The organism is Bacteroides sp. 1001302B_160321_D4 (genome assembly GCF_015667765.1).
GTDB lineage: Bacteria > Bacteroidota > Bacteroidia > Bacteroidales > Bacteroidaceae > Bacteroides > Bacteroides xylanisolvens.
Genome location: NZ_JADPLO010000091.1, coordinates 1 through 18,914, shown reverse-complemented (window position 1 = coordinate 18,914; position 18,914 = coordinate 1). Strand labels below are relative to the sequence as shown.

Genomic DNA, 18,914 nt, shown 5'->3' with positions numbered 1-18,914 from the left:
GTATACAATTATGCCCTTTCAGGGCGCAAATTCAGATTGTCGTTTTTACGTAGGGCGTTGCCCTACGCTATATAATTAAGCCCTTTCAGGGCACTCCGCAAAATTATCATTTAGCTCATTTCTGCACCGAAATGAACAAGATTCACCTTTGTGTCCTCTGCGTCCTCTGTGGTGAATAGGGCCGTTTCAATAAGGACGTCCTCCTCCTTAATAAACGCCAAATAATGTAAAACCCGGAAACTTTCAAAACTATCTGCTGTTGTTGTGGGAAATTCGACGGGGAAAATCCCCATCGCCCTAAACCTTTAAAAAAACAAATTAGTATGGAAGATTTAAATTTCAGAAAAGGTGATGCAAAAACCGATGTATTTGGTTCAGACAGAATGTTACAACCCTCTCCGGTAGAGAAAATACCTGATGGACCTACTACTCCTGAAGTCGCCTATCAAATGGTGAAAGATGAAACATTTGCTCAAACCCAACCACGTTTGAATCTGGCTACTTTCGTTACCACTTATATGGATGAATATGCCACTAAGCTGATGAATGAGGCCATTAACATCAACTACATTGATGAAACAGAATATCCGCGTATCGCAGTGATGAACGGTAAATGTATCAACATCGTTGCCAACTTGTGGAACTCTCCTGAAAAAGATACCTGGAAAACCGGTGCGTTGGCTATCGGTTCTTCAGAAGCATGTATGTTGGGTGGTGTAGCTGCCTGGTTACGTTGGCGTAAGAAAAGACAAGCACAGGGCAAACCGTTTGATAAACCAAACTTTGTTATTTCTACAGGTTTCCAGGTTGTTTGGGAAAAGTTTGCACAGTTGTGGCAGATTGAAATGCGTGAAGTGCCTTTGACACTCGAAAAAACCACTCTCGACCCCGAAGAAGCTTTGAAAATGTGTGATGAAAACACCATCTGTATCGTGCCTATCCAAGGTGTTACATGGACTGGACTGAATGATGACGTCGAAGCATTGGACAAAGCACTGGATGCTTACAATGCCAAGACCGGTTATGACATTCCTATCCACGTAGATGCCGCCAGTGGTGGTTTCATCCTTCCGTTCCTGTATCCGGAAAAGAAATGGGACTTCCGTTTGAAATGGGTACTTTCTATCAGCGTATCCGGCCATAAGTTTGGTTTGGTATATCCGGGACTCGGATGGGTTTGCTGGAAAGGCAAAGAATATCTGCCCGAAGAAATGTCATTCAGCGTAAATTATCTGGGTGCCAACATTACACAGGTAGGTTTGAACTTCTCTCGTCCGGCTGCACAAATCCTGGGACAATATTATCAATTCATCCGTTTAGGATTCCAAGGATACAAAGAAGTACAGTACAACTCCCTGCAAATTGCTAAATATATCCACAGCGAAATAGCCAAGATGGTTCCGTTTGTCAACTACTCTGAAGATGTTGTGAACCCATTATTCATCTGGTATCTGAAACCGGAATATGCAAAGAACGCCAAATGGACTTTGTACGATTTGCAAGACAAACTGTCTCAACACGGTTGGATGGTTCCTGCTTACACCTTGCCTTCCAAACTGGAAGATTATGTAGTGATGCGTGTCGTTGTCCGCCAGGGATTCAGCCGCGATATGGCAGATATGCTACTGGGCGACATCAACAACGCTATCGCCGAACTGGAAAAACTGGAATATCCTACCCCTACCCGTATGGCTCAAGAAAAGAATCTTCCAGTAGAAGCTAAGATGTTCAACCATGGTGGTCGTCGTAAAACCGTAAAAAAATAAGAAAGATCTATGGATAAAAAAGTAACACTCGCTCAATTGAAAGAAGTGGTACAGGAGGCATACGATCAGGTAAAGACTAACACCGGCGGCAAGAACGCCGACTATATCCCCTACCTGGCAAATGTCAACAAAGATCTCTTTGGAATCAGTGTCTGCCTGCTCAACGGGCAGACCATCCATGTGGGAGATACTGACTACCGCTTCGGTATAGAATCCGTATCCAAAGTACATACGGCTATTCTGGCACTGCGCCAATATGGTGCCAAAGAAATCCTGGACAAGATTGGAGCCGATGCAACAGGCTTACCTTTCAATTCAATTATCGCCATCTTGCTGGAGAACGACCATCCGTCTACTCCGCTGGTAAACGCCGGAGCCATCTCCGCCTGCAGCATGGTGCAGCCCATTGGCGACTCTGCCAAGAAATGGGATGCCATCGTAGGAAACGTGACCGATTTATGCGGCAGCGCCCCACAGTTGATTGATGAATTGTACAAGTCCGAATCGGATACCAACTTCAACAACCGTTCTATCGCATGGTTGCTGAAAAATTATAATCGGATTTATGATGATCCGGATATGTCATTAGACCTCTACACCCGTCAGTGCTCATTGGGAGTGACTGCATTGCAGCTTTCCATTGCAGCCGGCACAATCGCCAACGGTGGTGTAAATCCGGTGACTAAGAAAGAAGTTTTTGATGCCACGCTGGCTCCTAAAATCACTGCCATGATTGCCGCAGTAGGTTTCTATGAACATACCGGCGACTGGATGTACACTTCCGGTATTCCTGCCAAAACAGGTGTAGGCGGTGGTGTGATGGGTGTACTGCCCGGACAGTTCGGTATTGCTGCCTTTGCTCCTCCTTTGGATGGATCGGGCAACTCCGTGAAAGCGCAGTTAGCTATTCAATGCATCATGAACAAGCTGGAATTAAATGTGTTTAGCAACAACCATATCACCGTTGTTGACTAAAACTCTCTCTCGATCTCTTTTATAAGTAGGTAAAGGTTACTATCTCCCGATAGTAACCTTTTTCTATTCCTCCTTATCCCATTGATTTCCCGCTTGATCTCCCACCAGTATTTTCAATACAAACGGTATTAATTATCAAATACAACAAATTAAATTTACCCCTATGCAACTCCAGTAATTAAAATGAGCATATCAGTGTCACTATTATTCACCCGGATAAGGTGGAACTTATTCATTTATAGACAACAACTAACAACTGTTTGCCTCTGTCTCTTTTCTACAAAGATAGAAAGTTATTCCACTTTTCCTCCCCTTTTCCTTCCATGCTTATAAAGAAAAGTAATAATACTATTAAGAAAAGTATTTCTAAGCTGATTTTCAACACATTACAATTACTCTCATTCTATCTGTTTTTATCCGCCACACAAGCATATTATGTATTAACCTTCTGTACGACAGCTTTTTCTGCCGATTCCTTTTGGGCGGAAGCCTTTTTCTGTTGTTCCTCCTCTTCGTAATATTGCTTTCTACGCTTGTTGGATTGTTGAATCAGATTTGTAATATAAACCGTAAAGATAGGAAACATCATCATACCCAAGGCGGCCAGCAAAACGGAAAGCACGCGCCCGGTCACGGTCTGCGCTATAATATTCGACCCCACGGTAGTAACATCCATAAAAGCCCACCACAAGGCATCTCCATAATCATTCACCAATGGATTTACCCGATGCTCGAGCACAAAAAATGCCAGACTGGAGAAATAAACTGTTGCCAGCAACATCGTCAGATAAGAGACAAACAGGCTCGAAGCCCGGTTGTAAGTCAGCCAGCCGACCACAATAGCAAGCGCATATCCTCCTCTTAATAAAGGAATGAAACGAAGCAGGTAGGTAATCTCATCCGAAAACGTCCATCCATAATATGCGATGATATTCTGATAAGGGATAGCCACCAATAAAAAGATAAAGTGTGTCCGCAGATAGCGTCCTTTATGTTTTGCCAAAAAGAACTCCAACACAAAATCGAAAAGAAACCAAAGGCAGATACATAGCTGTACCTTCATGTAAGAAGACTGTGTATAGAACGGAATTCCCTTAAAAGTATCCACCGAGATACTGATAACCAGAAAAAGAGACATTATTAATATAATAATGTGAAGAATACCATAAATCCCCTTTTTTCCGAAAATAAAATCTGAAAGCGCTGATTTCATAACTACTTAGTTTATAATAAAATGGTTCACATATAATTTAGATTGTTTAGAAACAATCGAGAAAAGTAATTGTTTCGAAACAGGTAAATCGGGGGTTACAATATCCCGTTCCGGCGATGTTAATTAACGAACTTTGAAAGAGATTGCGGAAACATCTCGCGCAAAATGTTGTTATAACACTGACTTTAAAATATTTTTCACTTAAAACCTTAACTTATGGCAAATATTAAAAATGCAGTGAAGCTGGGTGTGTTTACCCTTGCTATCATGAATGTTACGGCAGTAGTATCCTTGCGTGGACTACCAGCCGAGGCCGTATACGGAATGAGTTCGGCCTTCTATTATCTTTTTGCAGCTATTGTCTTTCTAATCCCTACATCGCTCGTTGCAGCCGAGTTGGCAGCGATGTTTCAGGATAAGCAGGGTGGTGTGTTCCGGTGGGTAGGCGAGGCCTATGGCAAGAAACTGGGATTCCTCGCCATCTGGGTGCAATGGATCGAAAGTACGATCTGGTATCCGACGGTATTAACGTTTGGTGCCGTATCTATTGCTTTCATCGGAATGAATGACGTACATGACATGTCATTGGCAAACAATAAGTATTATACGCTCGTCGTCGTACTTATCATCTATTGGCTGGCCACTTTCATCTCCCTGAAAGGTATGAGCTGGGTAGGTAAAGTAGCCAAAATCGGTGGTATGGTCGGTACCATTATCCCGGCCGGATTGTTGATTATCTTAGGAATCATTTATCTGGCAACGGGCGGACATTCCAATATGGATTTCAACAGTAGCTTCTTCCCCGACTTTACCAACTTCGATAATGTCGTTCTTGCTGCCAGTATCTTCTTGTTTTATGCCGGTATGGAAATGGGCGGTATCCACGTAAAAGACGTAGATACCCCTTCTAAAAACTATCCGAAAGCCGTATTTATCGGTGCGCTTATCACAGTGTTGATCTTCGTTCTGGGTACTTTCGCATTAGGTGTGATTATCCCTGCTAAAGACATCAACCTGACTCAAAGCCTGCTCGTCGGTTTCGACAACTATTTCAAATATATTCATGCTTCCTGGTTGTCACCAATCATTGCGGTCGCTCTTGCTTTCGGTGTATTGGCTGGTGTATTGACATGGGTTGCCGGTCCGTCCAAAGGTATATTTGCCGTAGGTAAAGCCGGTTATATGCCTCCGTTCTTCCAGAAAACAAACAAGCTGGGTGTACAGAAGAATATCTTATTCGTACAGGGTATCGCCGTAACCGTATTAAGTTTGTTGTTTGTTGTTATGCCTTCCGTACAGAGTTTCTATCAAATTCTGTCACAGCTGACAGTTATTCTTTATCTGATTATGTACCTGTTGATGTTCTCCGGAGCTATCGCATTGCGTTATAAGATGAAGAAACTCAACCGTCCGTTCCGTATCGGTAAATCCGGCAACGGTCTGATGTGGTTTGTTGGCGGTCTTGGCTTTTGCGGATCATTACTTGCCTTTATTCTTAGCTTCATCCCGCCCAGCCAGATTTCTACCGGTAGCAACACCGTTTGGTTCTCCGTACTAATTATCGGTGCAATTATCGTTGTCGTTGCTCCGTTTATTATCTACGCTTCCAAGAAACCATCTTGGGTAGATCCTAATTCCAATTTCGAACCGTTCCATTGGGAAGTTCAGGCTCAACCTGCCACTGCAAATGTTAGTGCAAGCAGCGTTAATGCTCCGCGTCCTGCTAATGCAACTTCTGCACACACAGGAGGAACAACTGGGACAAGCACAGCTAACCCTGGGGCAACCGCTTCTAATGCAGCAACTTCAGGCGCAGCATCCTCCGGTTCAGCTTCCCTCGGAAGTTCCTCTGCCAGCAAAGCATCTCCGGGAACCGGAGACAAAGATAAGGATGCACCTAAGTCGTAAAGACTAAACATTCATCCTGTTCATCAAGAAGTTCAAGATAATTCGAAAAGCCTTGAATTTATAAAATCACCCTCACTACAGTCAAGTGAAGCATCTCCAAAAGTCAGATTTAACACTTTTGAGATACACTTCACAACTGTAGTAAGGGCGATTTACTTTATGGCTGTGGCTTAATCAATTCCGGTTTAATCACCCTCGGCAACACAAAGCTGAAAGTAGATCCCCGGTTGACCTTCGAATCGAGTTCGAAGTTTCCACCCAGATTTTGGATAATCGTTTGCGAAAGAGTCAGCCCAAGTCCCGTCCCTTGCATTTCACGGTCGAGTTTTATGAAACGTGAGAATATCTTTTTCTGGTCTTCTTCCGGTATACCAATGCCTGTGTCGGACACAAAAAAGTAAACTTCTTCCATTCCTTCCAGGCGGCATCCGAAACGGATTTCACCCGACACAGTAAATTTCATCGCATTATGTAAGAGGTTAGACAATACCTGAATGATACGTTCTCGTTCCGAATACATCATAATAGGTTGTACATGCGCCTCACAAATCAATTTCACCGGCGAGTTATTCAATTTCGCCTTAAATATCCCATCCAATTCTCTCAACAAATCATTGGCATCAAACTCCTTATATACGAAATCTACCGTCCCGGATTCTATTTGAGAAAGATCGAAAATATCATTCACCAGGCGCAACAATCGTTCATTATTCTCTGCGATAATATCAGCATACATTTTTCTTTCCTCTTCGCCGGAAGCCGATACCATCAAACCGGAAAATCCGACAATAGCATTGAGCGGTGTACGAACTTCGTGACTCATATTAGCAATGAAGGCAGATTTCAATTTCTCGGCAGAGATGGAATGTTCTTTTTCAATGGTCAGTAACCTTTGCACATTTTTCAGTTCTGTCACATCATAAACAGTCAACACCATATAATCTTGGCCATGAATATTCAAATAAGTACCCGATACTGATACATCGCAAGGAGTCACTGTCATTTCATCCTCACTCAACAACTTCATCGAGGCTTCCAGATTCTTAAAACTTGCTTTCTTATAAAAAGCCTTACCGATAGACGCACGAATACAACATAGTTTACACTGTTCGTGCTGACCACATTCACCGGCTGCAATCGCGTTTCTACAATGCAACAAATCCCCCACTCTTTTTGTAACTCCACCTACCTGAACAGGCAGACGGTTCAAAGAATAATAATTGGTATCACAGACTACAAAATCCTTGTCAATCAATAAGAAGTAGGCATTGATGTTCTGTAAAACCAAAGCCAACTTCTTAAGTTCATTCTCTTTATTTTCTTTCGAATGTACCTCTTTTTGAAGTGACTGGCACTTTGCCCACACATAAATGAGGGTAGCTGATAGAACTACTATAATAATAATTGCCAGTGATGACATAGGATTAGAGTGTTTATAATGTTTTGATAGTTTCAGTGCGTAAATTTATAAAATATGTTGCATAAATAGTGAGTTATCTACATATTTATTCTAACAAAAATTCATTAATATTTTCATCGGTCAGAATTTGGCGAAATTTTCCCGCGAAGTTATTGCGGTATTAAAAAATATACTTATCTTTGCACCCGCAAACGAGAAAGGTGCCATAGCTCAGTTGGTAGAGCAAAGGACTGAAAATCCTTGTGTCCCCGGTTCGATTCCTGGTGGCACCACTTCTTAAGCAATCGGAATGTAGCGCAGTTGGTAGCGCACTACGTTCGGGACGTAGGGGTCGGGCGTTCGAGTCGCCTCATTCCGACAAAATAAAGGGTAGCTTTCTGGATTACAGTAAGTTACCCTTTAATTTTATTTAGTCACCGGGACGAAATCGGGACGGCAATGCAAGAAAATACCAACCTATTATATCATGAAAAACAGGATTTATCTCTTTACAGTAGCAGTAGCTTCTTTTATGTGCATCAGTTGTACAAAGACTCAAACCACTCTTTCGGAAAATGAAAAGGCAGTCAATCCTCCTATCATGGGATGGAGTTCATGGAATGCGTTTCGTGTAGACATCAGTGAAGACATTATCAAACACCAGGCTGACCTAATGGTGGAAAAAGGTCTGAAAGATGTCGGATATCATTATGTCAATGTTGATGATGGCTATTTCGGAAAACGTGACGACAACGGAATAATGCTTGCAAATGAAAAACGCTTCCCGAACGGCATGAAACCGGTGGCGGATCATATTCACAGCCTGGGAATGAAAGCCGGCCTTTATACCGATGCGGGTAATAGTACGTGTGGTTCCATGTGGGACAATGACACTGCAGGTATAGGAGCAGGTATCTACGGGCATGAACCACAAGACGCCCAATTATACTTTGGCGACTGGGGTTTCGACTTTATCAAAATTGACTATTGCGGAGGAGATGCGCTGGGACTTAATGAAAAGGAACGCTACACTTCAATCCGGAACAGTATAGACAAAGTGAACAAAGATGCTTCCATCAATATCTGCCGATGGGCCTTCCCGGGTACTTGGGCCAAAGACGCAGCAACCTCCTGGCGTATCAGCGGTGATATTAACGCACACTGGGGCTCATTAAGATATGTAGTCGGCAAGAATCTTTACCTGTCTGCCTATGCCGGCAACGGACATTACAATGACATGGACATGATGGTTATCGGATTCCGTAACGACAGCAAAGTGGGCGGACAAGGTCTTACCCCGACAGAAGAAGAAGCTCATTTCGGTTTATGGTGTATCATGAGCTCTCCTTTGCTTATTGGATGTAACCTGGAAAACATACCGGAATCTTCTCTCGAGCTGCTGAAAAACAAAGAATTGATTGCCCTCAACCAAGACCCGCTGGGTTTGCAAGCATACGTAGCGCAACATGAAAATGAAGGTTATGTACTTGTGAAAGATATTGAGCAGAAACGTGGAAACGTACGTGCTGTGGCTCTCTACAATCCTTCCGATACCGTATGCAGTTTCTCCGTCCCGTTCTCTTCATTGGAATTTGGAGGAAACGTAAAAGTACGTGATCTCGTAAAACATAACGATTTAGGCAGCTTCTCCGGCACATTCGAACAAACGCTTCCGGCACACAGTGCCATGTTCCTCCGTATGGAAGGCGAAACCCGTCTGGAACCGACTCTGTACGAAGCAGAATGGGCTTACTTGCCTCTTTTCAATGACCTAGGTAAAAATCCTAAAGGTATTCTTTATGCCAATGACAAAGAAGCTTCCGGCAAAATGAAAGTAGGTTTCCTGGGTGGACAACCGGAAAATTATGCCGAATGGAAGGAAGTGTATAGCGGAGATGGCGGACGCTACAACATGACTATCCATTACTCATACGGTAAAGGACGCCAGATAGAACTGGATGTCAACGGCATTATTACCAAAATAGATTCTCTGAGAGAGGATAATAACCATAACAAAATCACAGTTCCCGTTGAACTAAAAGCAGGATATAACACCATTCGCATGGGTAATAGTTACAACTGGGCACCGGATATCGATTGCTTCACTCTGACAAAAGCATTGTAATAACCATATAAAAAAGGAGTAAAATATGATAAATACATCTTTACTCCTTTTTTAATCTATATGCCAGTTTATTCTATCATCGTCACACAGGCTTTTTCGGTCAAAGTTACCTGTAATTTGGCATCATCCTTTTCAGGAATCCAAAACATACGTTTGCACTCTCCTTTTTGAAGTTTCACATTCCCATTGTGACCTGTCAAGTATTCCGTATCAATCCGACATTCTTGCACATTTACAGACCAATTATCCATCATATTCAGATTCAAATGCAGATTATTGATCTTACCACTCTGAAATTCCACATTCCTGCCACTCCTGGCAACATGCAAAGCTCTAAAATCGCACGAATCCACTTGCATAGAATTAGAAGTATTAATGGAAAGAGAATCCTTTGTCAAATTTTTAAGAACAATCTTTTGCATATAAATATCATTTACAACACATTCCACTTCTTGCGTCAGATTCAGTTGCATGTCTCCCGTTATCATCGCTACATATCTGGCTTCCTTTAACTCTTGCAGGAGTTTATCCAGCGGATAGTCCAAAAGAATTTTCAACGTATCCCCCATGACAGTCATTTTCAGATAGTCATTTACTTTCTGCGAACAGGAAAATTCATTTTTCTCTCCTTTTGAAGGCAGCACTCGCAAAAAAGAATTTGCCAGCCAGACACTACATTCTTCTGTATGCATCTCCGTTTGAGCAAGCCATATTACCCGGCAAGCCGGGATTTCTTTGGTTAGCTGCTCTCCTTGCAGATTTATTTGATTGGAAAAGTGCGGCCTCCCCAGACAATACATCACAAACATTCCGCCTACCAGCACACAAAGTCCGGCTACAAAAAGCCCAATTAATATATAAGTTGTACGTTTCATAATATTTGTTTTACTTTTCTTTTTTACAAAATTCCCGGTACATATCGGTTATCTCTTTGATAGGAATATCCAGTGTCTTAATCTGCTTGAAGAAGTAATCCAGTTCTTCTTTCAAAAAAGTATTCTTCCGCAAAGAATGAATCAGTTCCCTTGCACCGGTAGAGACAAAATAACCAATGCCGCGTTTATTATAAATAATATTCTGTGACTGAAGATAATCAAATGAGCGCATCACTGTATTGGCATTTACTTCCACAATAGCGGCATATTCTCTGACAGAAGGGATGCGTTCCTCTTCCCCAAATTGCCCCAGAAGTATCTCATCACAGATCCTATCAGCGATCTGCAGATAAATGGCTTTACTTTCTTTAAAATTCATAGGCTAGAGTATTACATACGTTGAATAATCTCGGACTCCTTAAAACGAAAAAAGGCAAGTACCCAATTAACCAATGCAAAAAACATAAAGGCTATGGTTCCTAAGGTGAAAACTTGTTGCTCCGTGAAAGAAGAAAAAATATAGTCGTAATCTTTATTGTTGTTTCCATGAAATAGCATATTACCCGTCAACATTCCCATCAATACATAAATCAGAACAATGATTGTTACCGAAACAAAAGTTTTAAGAAAAGAGTTCTTCGGCCAGACAGAACTACCTAATACGAACAATGACTGCACAAAGCAATATATAGAAAGGACTAATATCAACTGATACGTTTCATTGAATAAAAACCACCGTTTCCCGCTACCGACTAAATCTCCCAAGTCGACAGGAAATATCACCTCTTTTACATCCGGATAGATAAGCGAATAAACCAATACTCTTGTATAATCAGCCAATTTAAAAGCAATCAGAAAAACAACTAAAAATACGATAGTTGATACCAGCCAACGGGAAAAAAACTTCTCGAAAGGAGTGCACGGTGTCATTAATGTGGATAGCCGACTGGTCTTATTCTTCATCTTCTCCATCACCAGCGATGCACTTAAGCACCCGAAAACAAATAGAAACCACAAAAAAGCCATCAATATAAATCCCCATGCAGGATCGGCATTTGCATTTGTATGACGAATAAAATAAACCGAATCGTGATAATTATATTGAGTATATCCGTTCCAAACCATTACCACCGCCATCACTCCATACATCAACACCATACGAAGCACATTCGATCTCCAATTCTCTACCATCTCCTTACGGCAAAGATTCATAAAACGAGGCAAACTGAAAAAAGTATCTTTTATCATCGTCTTTTATTTTTGAGTGTGAAACAATCGGGCTATCTCTTCAGGAGCAGCCAACGTAGCATTAAAAAGAAGTTCCAGATTTAATTCCGATTCTTCCTGTTCTTCGTTAGGAAGTATCAGGTAATTCCCCTGAATAGTAGGGATTGCGAAAAGAGCATTTTTCGCCAGTTCCCGATTGTCACTCTCCACAAAGAAAAGTTTGTCGCAAATATTACTTGTAGATTCATCCAGCAACACACGGCTGTCATCCATAATCAATACATGATCGAGCACCTTATCAATGTCACGAACCTGATGCGTAGAAATTACAATCGTCTTATCATCCGACATGCCCGATGCGATAAACTTACGGAACTGACTTTTACCGGGAATATCCAGCCCGTTGGTCGGCTCGTCCATCAACAAAAGAGAAGTGTTTGTAGCAAGCGCAAAGCTCATGAATACTTTCTTTTTCTGTCCCATAGAAAGTGATCCGAGATCAATATCTATATCCATTTCAAAATAATGGAGATATTTAATCATCTCCTCCTTGCTGAAACGAGGATAAAAAGGACTGTTCAACTCCACATAGCTAACCAGAGAGACTGAAGGTAATTCAAACTCTTCGGGAACTAAAAACATATCCTGTAAAGTAACCGGTAACCGACGGCGCACATCTGTATCGTGAAACACCACTTTGCCGTTTTTAGGAGTCAATAACCCGGACATCAGATAGAGAAGAGTAGACTTTCCCGCGCCATTCTTTCCCAACAGTCCATATACCCTGCCAGACTCGAACGAAAGCGAAAAATCATGTAATACCGCACGCTTCGATTTACGATAAGTAAATGAAAGATTTTCTACTGTAATCATAGCATTTCTGTTTAATGAACAATGTTTCTTAGTGTATTAGTGTAATAGTACACCGCAAATGTAGACAATCTTTTGAATATTCCAATAGAAAAGGAGAAAAAAGTGCAAAAAAGGAGGAGCTAAGATCACTCTCCACTCCTCCTGTCACGACAAACAACTAAAATTATTCACTATTTGATGCCGTCCAATGCCCTTTTAGCAGTAGCATTAGCGGGGTCTATAGCCAGAATTTTATTCCAGTATTCTATGGATTTATCTTTATTAGCCTTTGCTTCGGCCTTCAATGCCGGATTCTCGATCGCTAACAAATAGTAATATCCAAGATAACTGTAACATTCAACCAAAGCTGAATTGTAATGAGGATCATTTTTGCTTTCCAATAAAGCAGCCACTTCCTCATAGAAAGGTTTCGCAAGTCCTTGAGTGGTTTCAGGGTCCAGTGCTGAATTGGCACGAGCTCTCCAGAAGTTACCCAAGTAGCTATCCGGTGCTGCTTCTGCAATTGCATGGAAAACAGAATCGGCGGACATCAACGCCTGCTTGCGTTCTTCAACAGTGATTGTCAATGAATCAGGTTGCGTACCAGCACCGTAATAAAGTCTACCAACCTGAAACTGTAAGTCCGGAGTCTGTTTTTCTTTATCAAGGGATGAATAATATTTCTGGTAAGCACTGATTGCTTTTTTATAATCATTCTTCTGTTCGTAAGCAGAAGAGATATTTTTATATAAATCCGTCTTTTTCGGATCCATCTTTACCGCTTTCTCATATTGTATTACTGCATCATCATATTTTTTCAGACTTTCCAGCAAGTGCCCATAATACATATAATCCAAATAAGAATAATCGGCTTTTTCACATTCATTGAAGAAGATGTCCGCTGCCTTTATCGCTTCATCAAAACGCTTCAGGTCAGTATAGTTATACATTGCCAGACGGTTGAACGCAGCATGATGGGCATTCTTTTGTAATCCCATATTAGCCACTTCGAGCGATTTCTCAAAATCATGGTTCAAAAATAAAGCAAACGCATACTTCACCAAATCTTCTTCCGTAGCAGTAGGCCCCATTGCAAAATTCGCATAAGCTTCTGCCGCTTTACTAAAATCATTTTTTAAATAATAAATCTCGGCTAGTTTTTTGTCTACGGCTGTGTTGGACGGTTCCAGGGCTTTCAATTGGTTCAGCTTTTCAATAGCAAGACTTGCATTGGCTGATTTATAAACATCTGCATATTTCAGATAAGCTTCCGTACATTTCGGATCGAAATAAATTGCCTCCTCATACTTTTGAGAAGCAAGACCCGCATTTTTCTGTTTTACGGCAATATTTCCCTCCAGTACAGAAGCAAGAGCCGATTTACCATTCGCTTTTTTGGCAAGAGCTGCATACTCCTGCGCTTCGGGAATCTTGTCAGCATTCAGATATGCATTTCCAATAGCTACCAACAATTCCACATTTTTCTTATTTTTTCCTTTAATCAGATGCTCTGCTTCTTCAGCAGCCTGTGCCGGATTCGTCTGAATAGTTTCTTTCAATTTCGCAACCCCAGCCTGCCATTCGGCGTCAGATGATTGCGCATAGAGCGACCCAACAGCTATAAACGCTCCAGCTAAAAACATTTGTACTCGTTTCATGATAGTCTCTAATTTTAGTTATTATTCGTCTTTCACATGGACAATACGCACCGGCTGTGTAGCCGGAACAAGTCCGGATTTTAATATAATCCGCTGCCCCTTGTCGGATGTCATAAAAGAAGCAAATCCCCAGGGCAGCCCACTGCGAGGATCATTCAGTAATGCATAGATGGATCGTGCCAGCGGATAATTACCATAGAACAGATAGGCCTGATAAGGCTTATAGCTGTTCGCAGGAGTTGCCACATCTTCAGCACTGACTGCCATCACTCTGATCTCTTCACGAAAAGAAAGATTGGTCGTATCACTGCGGTTCCCCAGCCAGTTTACTCCAATAACTCCCATGGCATCAGGATTCTTCGCTACATAATCTATCACTTGCTGGTTGGTTTTCAAGGCACTGACGTTACCTTCTGCCAACGGTTTTCCACCACAGATTGAGTCCATTGCAAAACGTACGGTACTGGAATTCTTATTATCGAACACCACCTGAATCCCTTTCAAGCGGGAATCCGGATTTACCTCTTTCCAGTTTTTCACCTCACCGGTGAGGATGCGACGGAAATCACGTACACTCAACAAAGAATCCGGATTAGCACGATTCACGATCAATGCCAGACCATCCGTAGCCAATTTTATCTCGCGAGGGAAAAATTTACGGCTGTGGAATGAATTCATTTCTTCCTTAGTCAGTGTCCGGGTTGTAATAGCCAACCGGACACTGTCTTTCAGAAGTAAATTTATCGCTTCCACTTCAGTTGTGTAGCGAGGAACAATCCCGGCCAAAGGGTAAAGGTTTTCAAACACCTCTATCTCTTCTTGTATGATAGGTTCGAAACTCTCATCCGCTGCAATAGATACCACACCGGAAGAATAAGTATCCGTCGGCCCTTTCGATTTTGAGTTACAAGCACTCAACACCACCAACGCTACGAGTCCTATCAGCCTAAATTGTCTCTTCATCATCTTTTATTGTAATCTAAACATTACCGGAACGGTGAACTTCACACGTACCGCTTTTCCATTCTGTTTACCAGGGAGCCATTTCGGCATGCTTTTTACCACACGCACAGCTTCCTTATCCAAATAAGGGTCTACACCACGAGCCACACGCACATCAGTGATAGAACCATCACGTTCCACAACAAACTGTATAATAACGCGACCTTGTGTTCCATTCTCCTGTGCAATAGTCGGATATTTGATGTTCTTACCCAAGTAAGCCATCAATTCCTGTTGACCACCAGGGAAAGTCGGCATCTGTTCTACCATATCGAAAACCTTTTCCGGTTCCGGTGCAGCCTGTGTCACCACCTGCTTAAGGTCAGCAATATCTTTACCATTCGCCTCGTCGTTACCTTTTACGTCGGCAATAGAGATGGATACTTTAGTAGCATTCAAATCCTCCTGGCTCTTGATCTCATTATCTTCATGCACCTCTTCATCTTTCTTGATGACAGGAGCAGTAAACTTGATAGAACTCTTCAGTGCAGGGGGAGGAGGCGCCACCGGCTCAACCCGTTTCATCTCTTCCTGTTTGATTTCCGGTTCTGCCAATTTCGACAAGGTAGTCACCTCTGTCATCACTTCTTTCTGCTCCGGAGTTGCCAACTTAAGCAGTGTAGGGATGCTAAATCCGACTGCCGCTATGATTACCACAATCAACATGGCGACATTGTGCCGTTTTGTTGAATTGGCACGCATTCTATATGCGCCGTATGCCTGGTTCTTGCCTTCAAAAATCAGTTGACACCATTCCGAAGAAGCTAAATCTAATTTTGCCATTTTACTTTTCTTTTTTGGGTGTTACATCAATTATCGGCTAAGTTCTGTGACAATCCACCTTTCGCATCAAAATTCTTGATTAAGAATTCATCAGCTTCCGCAATGTCTGTTATCACATATTTACCAATATTACATATCTGCATTTCGTCCAGCGCGTCAATCAGATTCATATAAGAAGCGTCATCCGTAGCTTTAATAATTACGGTCGGGGTATCCTTTCCGCTCTTTATCTCGGAAACCTGCTTCTTAAATTCGTCATCCGTTATCTTAAGATCCAATTTCTGTTGTTTCAATTCTCTTACTTTATTGACAGCAACAGCATTTTTCTGAAGAAGTACGGCACGCAGTCCATTTGCACCGTAGCTAGTTTCTTTCAACGAGGTATAGTCCTTATAATTAGGTTCTCCCTCATAATAATAGAGTTTATTATCAGGCCCCAGCAATAGTGTAATTGCCTGTGAAGCCTTCACCATACTCTTCTGATTTTCAGTAATATCTTTGTCATTACTCGGCATGCTTATTTCCATCGTCTGAGGTTTGCTCAGTGTGGTACAAAGCATAAAGAAAGTAATCAGCAACATGTTCATGTCCACCATCGGTGTAAAGTCCACCCGGACAGTTATCTTTTTTTGCTTGCTCTTTCCTCTTTTTCCGCCGCTCTCTTGTACTTCAGCACTCATTGTATTTCCTCCTTTTTAGTTTTCAGATTCTGCTTTGAGAGAAGTAATCAGATTGTACCGATTTTCCCGCAAATCCTGAAGTGAGTTCATAACGTTCTTTATCACTGAGTATGGAGTCGTAGCGTCTGCCTTGATGGCAATACGTAGATCAGCGTTAGCAGTACGTGCATTACGTACCCACGATTTAAACTGATTATCAACACTATCGCATGGAATACCTTCATTCTTAAGGATCTTATCCCGTTGATCTTCGGGGAGATCAAGATATTTCTGCATACTTCTGATAGGCACTCCAAAAGTAGAAGACAACATAAATCTCTTCTCTTGTTCCGGAGTAAACTTAATGCCATACTCTTCACCCATGCTCTCCAAGACAGCCTGCATATCCTGCTGCTTGTCGAGGCTCATAAATATTTTTCCTTCCGGATCAACCAAAATCTGGAGTACATTAGTCTCCGGAATCTTGATTTCCGATACGGAAGCCGGAGTGGTAACTTGCACTGGTTCCTTCTTCACAAATGTTGATGTCAACATAAAGAAAGTCAGAAGCAATACAGTAACGTCACTCATAGCGGTCATATCTATGAACGTACTTTTCTTTTTAATTTGCGCTCTACCCATGATTAATAATAGATTTTATAAGGGTTCGCAGAATTAGTGAGTAGCTGCAAAAGTTTGCACGATAGAGAATCCGACTTCGTCGAGTCCGTAAGTCAATTTATCAATTTTGTTAGTGTAATAGTTGTAAGAGATAACAGCCAATGCACCAGTCAAGATACCGAAAGCAGTGTTAATCAAAGCTTCAGAGATACCTTGTGACAAAGCCATAGAGTCAGCACCACCACCAGCAGACAAAGCAGCAAATGAACGGATCATACCGATTACAGTACCGAGCAATCCCATCAATGTACCTAGAGTGGTGATGGTAGCGATAATCGGAAGATTTTGTTGCATCATCGGCATTTCCAAAGCAGTAGCTTCTTCAAGTTCTTTCTGGATAGCCAACAGCTTCTGTTCTTTAGGAAGAGATGTGTTCTTTTCCATTTCTTCATACTTACGCAAAGTAGAAGTTACTACGTTAGCAACAGATCCACGTTGTTTGTCACAGATTTCCTGTGCTTTCTTCATGTCACCGGCAGCTAAAGCGTCTTTGATGTTAGCTACAAACTTAGACAATGAACCTTTACCGAAAGCAGAACGAAGAGCGAAATAACGTTCGATGCTCAAAGCAAGTACGGTTAACAACAATGTCTGGATAATAGGCACGATGATACCACCTTTGTAAATAGTACCCAACATGTTCAACGGGTGATTGTTCGGGTCATTGTTCATAAAGTTGGACGGGTTACCTAACAGGAATTGGAAGATACATACAGCTATTACTAAACAGCAGATGATTACGATACCGGCATTTTTTATACCTACAACTTGAGTTTTTTTAGTAGTTTCCATAATAAGTTTTTTTGTTAAGAAATTAATTTTAGTTATTTAGGAAGTAAAAATTTCGATTAGGCACACTGCGCTACAGACCCTGCAACTTTTAAAAGGAAAAAGTCACACAGTTCATACAGAGTACGAAAAAAAACGGATAATAGGGGGAAATAAACTAAATAAGGATATGTCTTAGAGCGAACACATAGTAATCGCTACACGTAATGGAGTAATGTGGATCCTTATCCGAATAAAAAGATTTACTTTGATCTAATACTAAAGAATTCTCTCTTAACACGAGAAACTTATGCATAACGTCTTTCAAGGAGTCATTGATTTCAATGATTCTACGCAGGCGATAATTATTAGAGTTTGATTCAGTTACTAATTTAAATCCTAATTCTACATCAGAAATAGTTAATGACTGCGAGTTATCATAACTAACCGACTGATTATCTACAGAAGAATTACGATTAACATCAGAAGACGATTCTGACAGTTGACAAGAAGCTTCACAGTTTGAAGCATAAGCCGAAAAATTCATAGCATTTCCACCCATGCTAAAAGATAGCATCAGCAGAACAAAAGCTAATATGAATTTCGGCGAAAGTTTCATTGTATTTTTAGTTGTTTAAATCGTTCGTTACAGATTCGGCGACAAATGTAGCAATAAAATGTACACGAGTATCATTGTTCACATCATTTAAGCATAAAAATTTGTCTCTACTATAAGAACAAGTTCTAAAGTGTTTTGTTCTAGGGAACATCATTTTAATTTGTTAAAAAAAGCATCTCTATTGAACAAACTATTATGAGGTTTGTATCTGCTAAAAAGGGCGGTATAAATACCAAAGTACCATTGATAAATCAAAAAACAGAAATTTTGCAAAGTACTCAAAACAGAAAGCCCCTTGATTCGTTGCTGAATCAAGGGGCTTCTCTAAAAACGGCGGCTACCTACTCTCCCACTGTTACGCAGTACCATCGGCGTGACGAGGCTTAACTTCTCTGTTCGGAATG

The 18,914-nt window shown here is 41.4% G+C and carries 18 protein-coding genes and 2 tRNA genes; 6 read left to right on the top strand and 14 right to left on the bottom strand.

The genetic code is table 11. The features are described 5' to 3' along the window. Positions 1–110 precede the first annotated feature (110 nt). Positions 111–293: a hypothetical protein gene (locus tag KFO40_RS25920; RefSeq protein WP_008997402.1), complete on the bottom strand. Its 183-nt coding sequence runs from the start codon at positions 291–293 to the stop codon at positions 111–113. Positions 294–323: 30 nt separating this feature from the next. Between KFO40_RS25920 and KFO40_RS23710 the strand changes: the two genes are divergently transcribed. Together KFO40_RS23710 and glsA are read left to right on the top strand one after the other, a co-directional pair. Then, positions 324–1,766 (top strand): glutamate decarboxylase, encoded by a 1,443-nt coding sequence (locus KFO40_RS23710; RefSeq protein ID WP_004316556.1) that lies wholly within the window; start codon positions 324–326, stop codon positions 1,764–1,766. A gap of 9 nt (positions 1,767–1,775) precedes the next feature. Further along, entirely contained in the window at positions 1,776–2,741 is a 966-nt protein-coding gene (gene glsA / locus KFO40_RS23705) for a glutaminase A (RefSeq protein ID WP_004316557.1), read from the top strand. Between the two features lie 433 nt (positions 2,742–3,174). Here the strand turns inward: glsA and KFO40_RS23700 are convergent, their stop codons facing one another. Further along, entirely contained in the window at positions 3,175–3,954 is a 780-nt protein-coding gene (locus tag KFO40_RS23700) for a potassium channel family protein (RefSeq protein ID WP_117685057.1), read from the bottom strand. A gap of 216 nt (positions 3,955–4,170) precedes the next feature. Between KFO40_RS23700 and gadC the strand changes: the two genes are divergently transcribed. Beyond that, positions 4,171–5,862: a putative glutamine/gamma-aminobutyrate antiporter GadC gene (gene gadC, locus KFO40_RS23695; RefSeq protein WP_211146862.1), complete on the top strand. Its 1,692-nt coding sequence runs from the start codon at positions 4,171–4,173 to the stop codon at positions 5,860–5,862. Between the two features lie 157 nt (positions 5,863–6,019). On the opposite strand, the gene KFO40_RS23690 is transcribed toward gadC, so the two are convergent. Further along, positions 6,020–7,282: a sensor histidine kinase gene (locus tag KFO40_RS23690; protein WP_211146861.1), complete on the bottom strand. Its 1,263-nt coding sequence runs from the start codon at positions 7,280–7,282 to the stop codon at positions 6,020–6,022. A gap of 199 nt (positions 7,283–7,481) precedes the next feature. Between KFO40_RS23690 and KFO40_RS23685 the strand changes: the two genes are divergently transcribed. The 3 genes from KFO40_RS23685 (at position 7,482) to KFO40_RS23675 (ending at position 9,386) form a co-directional block, all read left to right on the top strand. Beyond that, positions 7,482–7,554, top strand: a tRNA-Phe gene (locus tag KFO40_RS23685). Positions 7,555–7,567: 13 nt separating this feature from the next. Further along, positions 7,568–7,640, top strand: a tRNA-Pro gene (locus KFO40_RS23680). Positions 7,641–7,748: 108 nt separating this feature from the next. Beyond that, entirely contained in the window at positions 7,749–9,386 is a 1,638-nt protein-coding gene (locus KFO40_RS23675) for an alpha-galactosidase D (RefSeq protein ID WP_118196765.1), read from the top strand. A 68-nt stretch (positions 9,387–9,454) separates the two neighbouring features. Here the strand turns inward: KFO40_RS23675 and KFO40_RS23670 are convergent, their stop codons facing one another. From KFO40_RS23670 to KFO40_RS23620, 11 genes are all read right to left on the bottom strand, one after another. Continuing rightward, complete coding sequence (locus KFO40_RS23670) at positions 9,455–10,261, bottom strand: hypothetical protein (RefSeq protein ID WP_008026530.1); 807 nt, start codon at positions 10,259–10,261, stop codon at positions 9,455–9,457. A 10-nt stretch (positions 10,262–10,271) separates the two neighbouring features. Beyond that, complete coding sequence (locus tag KFO40_RS23665) at positions 10,272–10,640, bottom strand: GntR family transcriptional regulator (RefSeq protein WP_008026532.1); 369 nt, start codon at positions 10,638–10,640, stop codon at positions 10,272–10,274. 11 nt (positions 10,641–10,651) lie between these two features. Continuing rightward, entirely contained in the window at positions 10,652–11,509 is an 858-nt protein-coding gene (locus KFO40_RS23660) for a hypothetical protein (RefSeq protein ID WP_211146860.1), read from the bottom strand. A 6-nt stretch (positions 11,510–11,515) separates the two neighbouring features. Next, complete coding sequence (locus KFO40_RS23655) at positions 11,516–12,361, bottom strand: ATP-binding cassette domain-containing protein (protein ID WP_004316565.1); 846 nt, start codon at positions 12,359–12,361, stop codon at positions 11,516–11,518. A gap of 170 nt (positions 12,362–12,531) precedes the next feature. Continuing rightward, positions 12,532–13,998, bottom strand: coding sequence for a tetratricopeptide repeat protein (locus KFO40_RS23650; protein ID WP_211146859.1), 1,467 nt, complete (start codon positions 13,996–13,998; stop codon positions 12,532–12,534). Positions 13,999–14,019: 21 nt separating this feature from the next. Then, positions 14,020–14,964 (bottom strand): PstS family phosphate ABC transporter substrate-binding protein, encoded by a 945-nt coding sequence (locus KFO40_RS23645; RefSeq protein WP_151922133.1) that lies wholly within the window; start codon positions 14,962–14,964, stop codon positions 14,020–14,022. A 3-nt stretch (positions 14,965–14,967) separates the two neighbouring features. Continuing rightward, on the bottom strand, positions 14,968–15,783 hold the full coding sequence (locus KFO40_RS23640) for an energy transducer TonB (RefSeq protein WP_008026540.1): 816 nt from the start codon (positions 15,781–15,783) through the stop codon (positions 14,968–14,970). Between the two features lie 26 nt (positions 15,784–15,809). After that, a complete protein-coding gene (locus KFO40_RS23635; protein WP_004316569.1) occupies positions 15,810–16,463 on the bottom strand; it encodes an ExbD/TolR family protein in 654 nt (217 codons plus the stop codon). 15 nt (positions 16,464–16,478) lie between these two features. Next, entirely contained in the window at positions 16,479–17,084 is a 606-nt protein-coding gene (locus KFO40_RS23630) for an ExbD/TolR family protein (RefSeq protein WP_004316570.1), read from the bottom strand. 33 nt (positions 17,085–17,117) lie between these two features. Next, positions 17,118–17,915, bottom strand: coding sequence for a MotA/TolQ/ExbB proton channel family protein (locus KFO40_RS23625; protein WP_004306909.1), 798 nt, complete (start codon positions 17,913–17,915; stop codon positions 17,118–17,120). Between the two features lie 154 nt (positions 17,916–18,069). Continuing rightward, on the bottom strand, positions 18,070–18,510 hold the full coding sequence (locus tag KFO40_RS23620) for a hypothetical protein (protein ID WP_008026543.1): 441 nt from the start codon (positions 18,508–18,510) through the stop codon (positions 18,070–18,072). Positions 18,511–18,914: the final 404 nt, after the last annotated feature.

Excerpts from the sequence above, each read along its gene's own strand:
- KFO40_RS25920 (WP_008997402.1), bottom strand. The coding sequence starts at position 293 with ATGGGGATTTTCCCCGTCGAATTTCCCACAACAACAGCAGATAGTTTT.
- KFO40_RS23710 (WP_004316556.1), top strand. The coding sequence starts at position 324 with ATGGAAGATTTAAATTTCAGAAAAGGTGATGCAAAAACCGATGTATTT.
- glsA (WP_004316557.1), top strand. The coding sequence starts at position 1,776 with ATGGATAAAAAAGTAACACTCGCTCAATTGAAAGAAGTGGTACAGGAG.
- KFO40_RS23700 (WP_117685057.1), bottom strand. The coding sequence starts at position 3,954 with ATGAAATCAGCGCTTTCAGATTTTATTTTCGGAAAAAAGGGGATTTAT.
- gadC (WP_211146862.1), top strand. The coding sequence starts at position 4,171 with ATGGCAAATATTAAAAATGCAGTGAAGCTGGGTGTGTTTACCCTTGCT.
- KFO40_RS23690 (WP_211146861.1), bottom strand. The coding sequence starts at position 7,282 with ATGTCATCACTGGCAATTATTATTATAGTAGTTCTATCAGCTACCCTC.
- KFO40_RS23675 (WP_118196765.1), top strand. The coding sequence starts at position 7,749 with ATGAAAAACAGGATTTATCTCTTTACAGTAGCAGTAGCTTCTTTTATG.
- KFO40_RS23670 (WP_008026530.1), bottom strand. The coding sequence starts at position 10,261 with ATGAAACGTACAACTTATATATTAATTGGGCTTTTTGTAGCCGGACTT.
- KFO40_RS23665 (WP_008026532.1), bottom strand. The coding sequence starts at position 10,640 with ATGAATTTTAAAGAAAGTAAAGCCATTTATCTGCAGATCGCTGATAGG.
- KFO40_RS23660 (WP_211146860.1), bottom strand. The coding sequence starts at position 11,509 with ATGATAAAAGATACTTTTTTCAGTTTGCCTCGTTTTATGAATCTTTGC.
- KFO40_RS23655 (WP_004316565.1), bottom strand. The coding sequence starts at position 12,361 with ATGATTACAGTAGAAAATCTTTCATTTACTTATCGTAAATCGAAGCGT.
- KFO40_RS23650 (WP_211146859.1), bottom strand. The coding sequence starts at position 13,998 with ATGAAACGAGTACAAATGTTTTTAGCTGGAGCGTTTATAGCTGTTGGG.
- KFO40_RS23645 (WP_151922133.1), bottom strand. The coding sequence starts at position 14,964 with ATGATGAAGAGACAATTTAGGCTGATAGGACTCGTAGCGTTGGTGGTG.
- KFO40_RS23640 (WP_008026540.1), bottom strand. The coding sequence starts at position 15,783 with ATGGCAAAATTAGATTTAGCTTCTTCGGAATGGTGTCAACTGATTTTT.
- KFO40_RS23635 (WP_004316569.1), bottom strand. The coding sequence starts at position 16,463 with ATGAGTGCTGAAGTACAAGAGAGCGGCGGAAAAAGAGGAAAGAGCAAG.
- KFO40_RS23630 (WP_004316570.1), bottom strand. The coding sequence starts at position 17,084 with ATGGGTAGAGCGCAAATTAAAAAGAAAAGTACGTTCATAGATATGACC.
- KFO40_RS23625 (WP_004306909.1), bottom strand. The coding sequence starts at position 17,915 with ATGGAAACTACTAAAAAAACTCAAGTTGTAGGTATAAAAAATGCCGGT.
- KFO40_RS23620 (WP_008026543.1), bottom strand. The coding sequence starts at position 18,510 with ATGAAACTTTCGCCGAAATTCATATTAGCTTTTGTTCTGCTGATGCTA.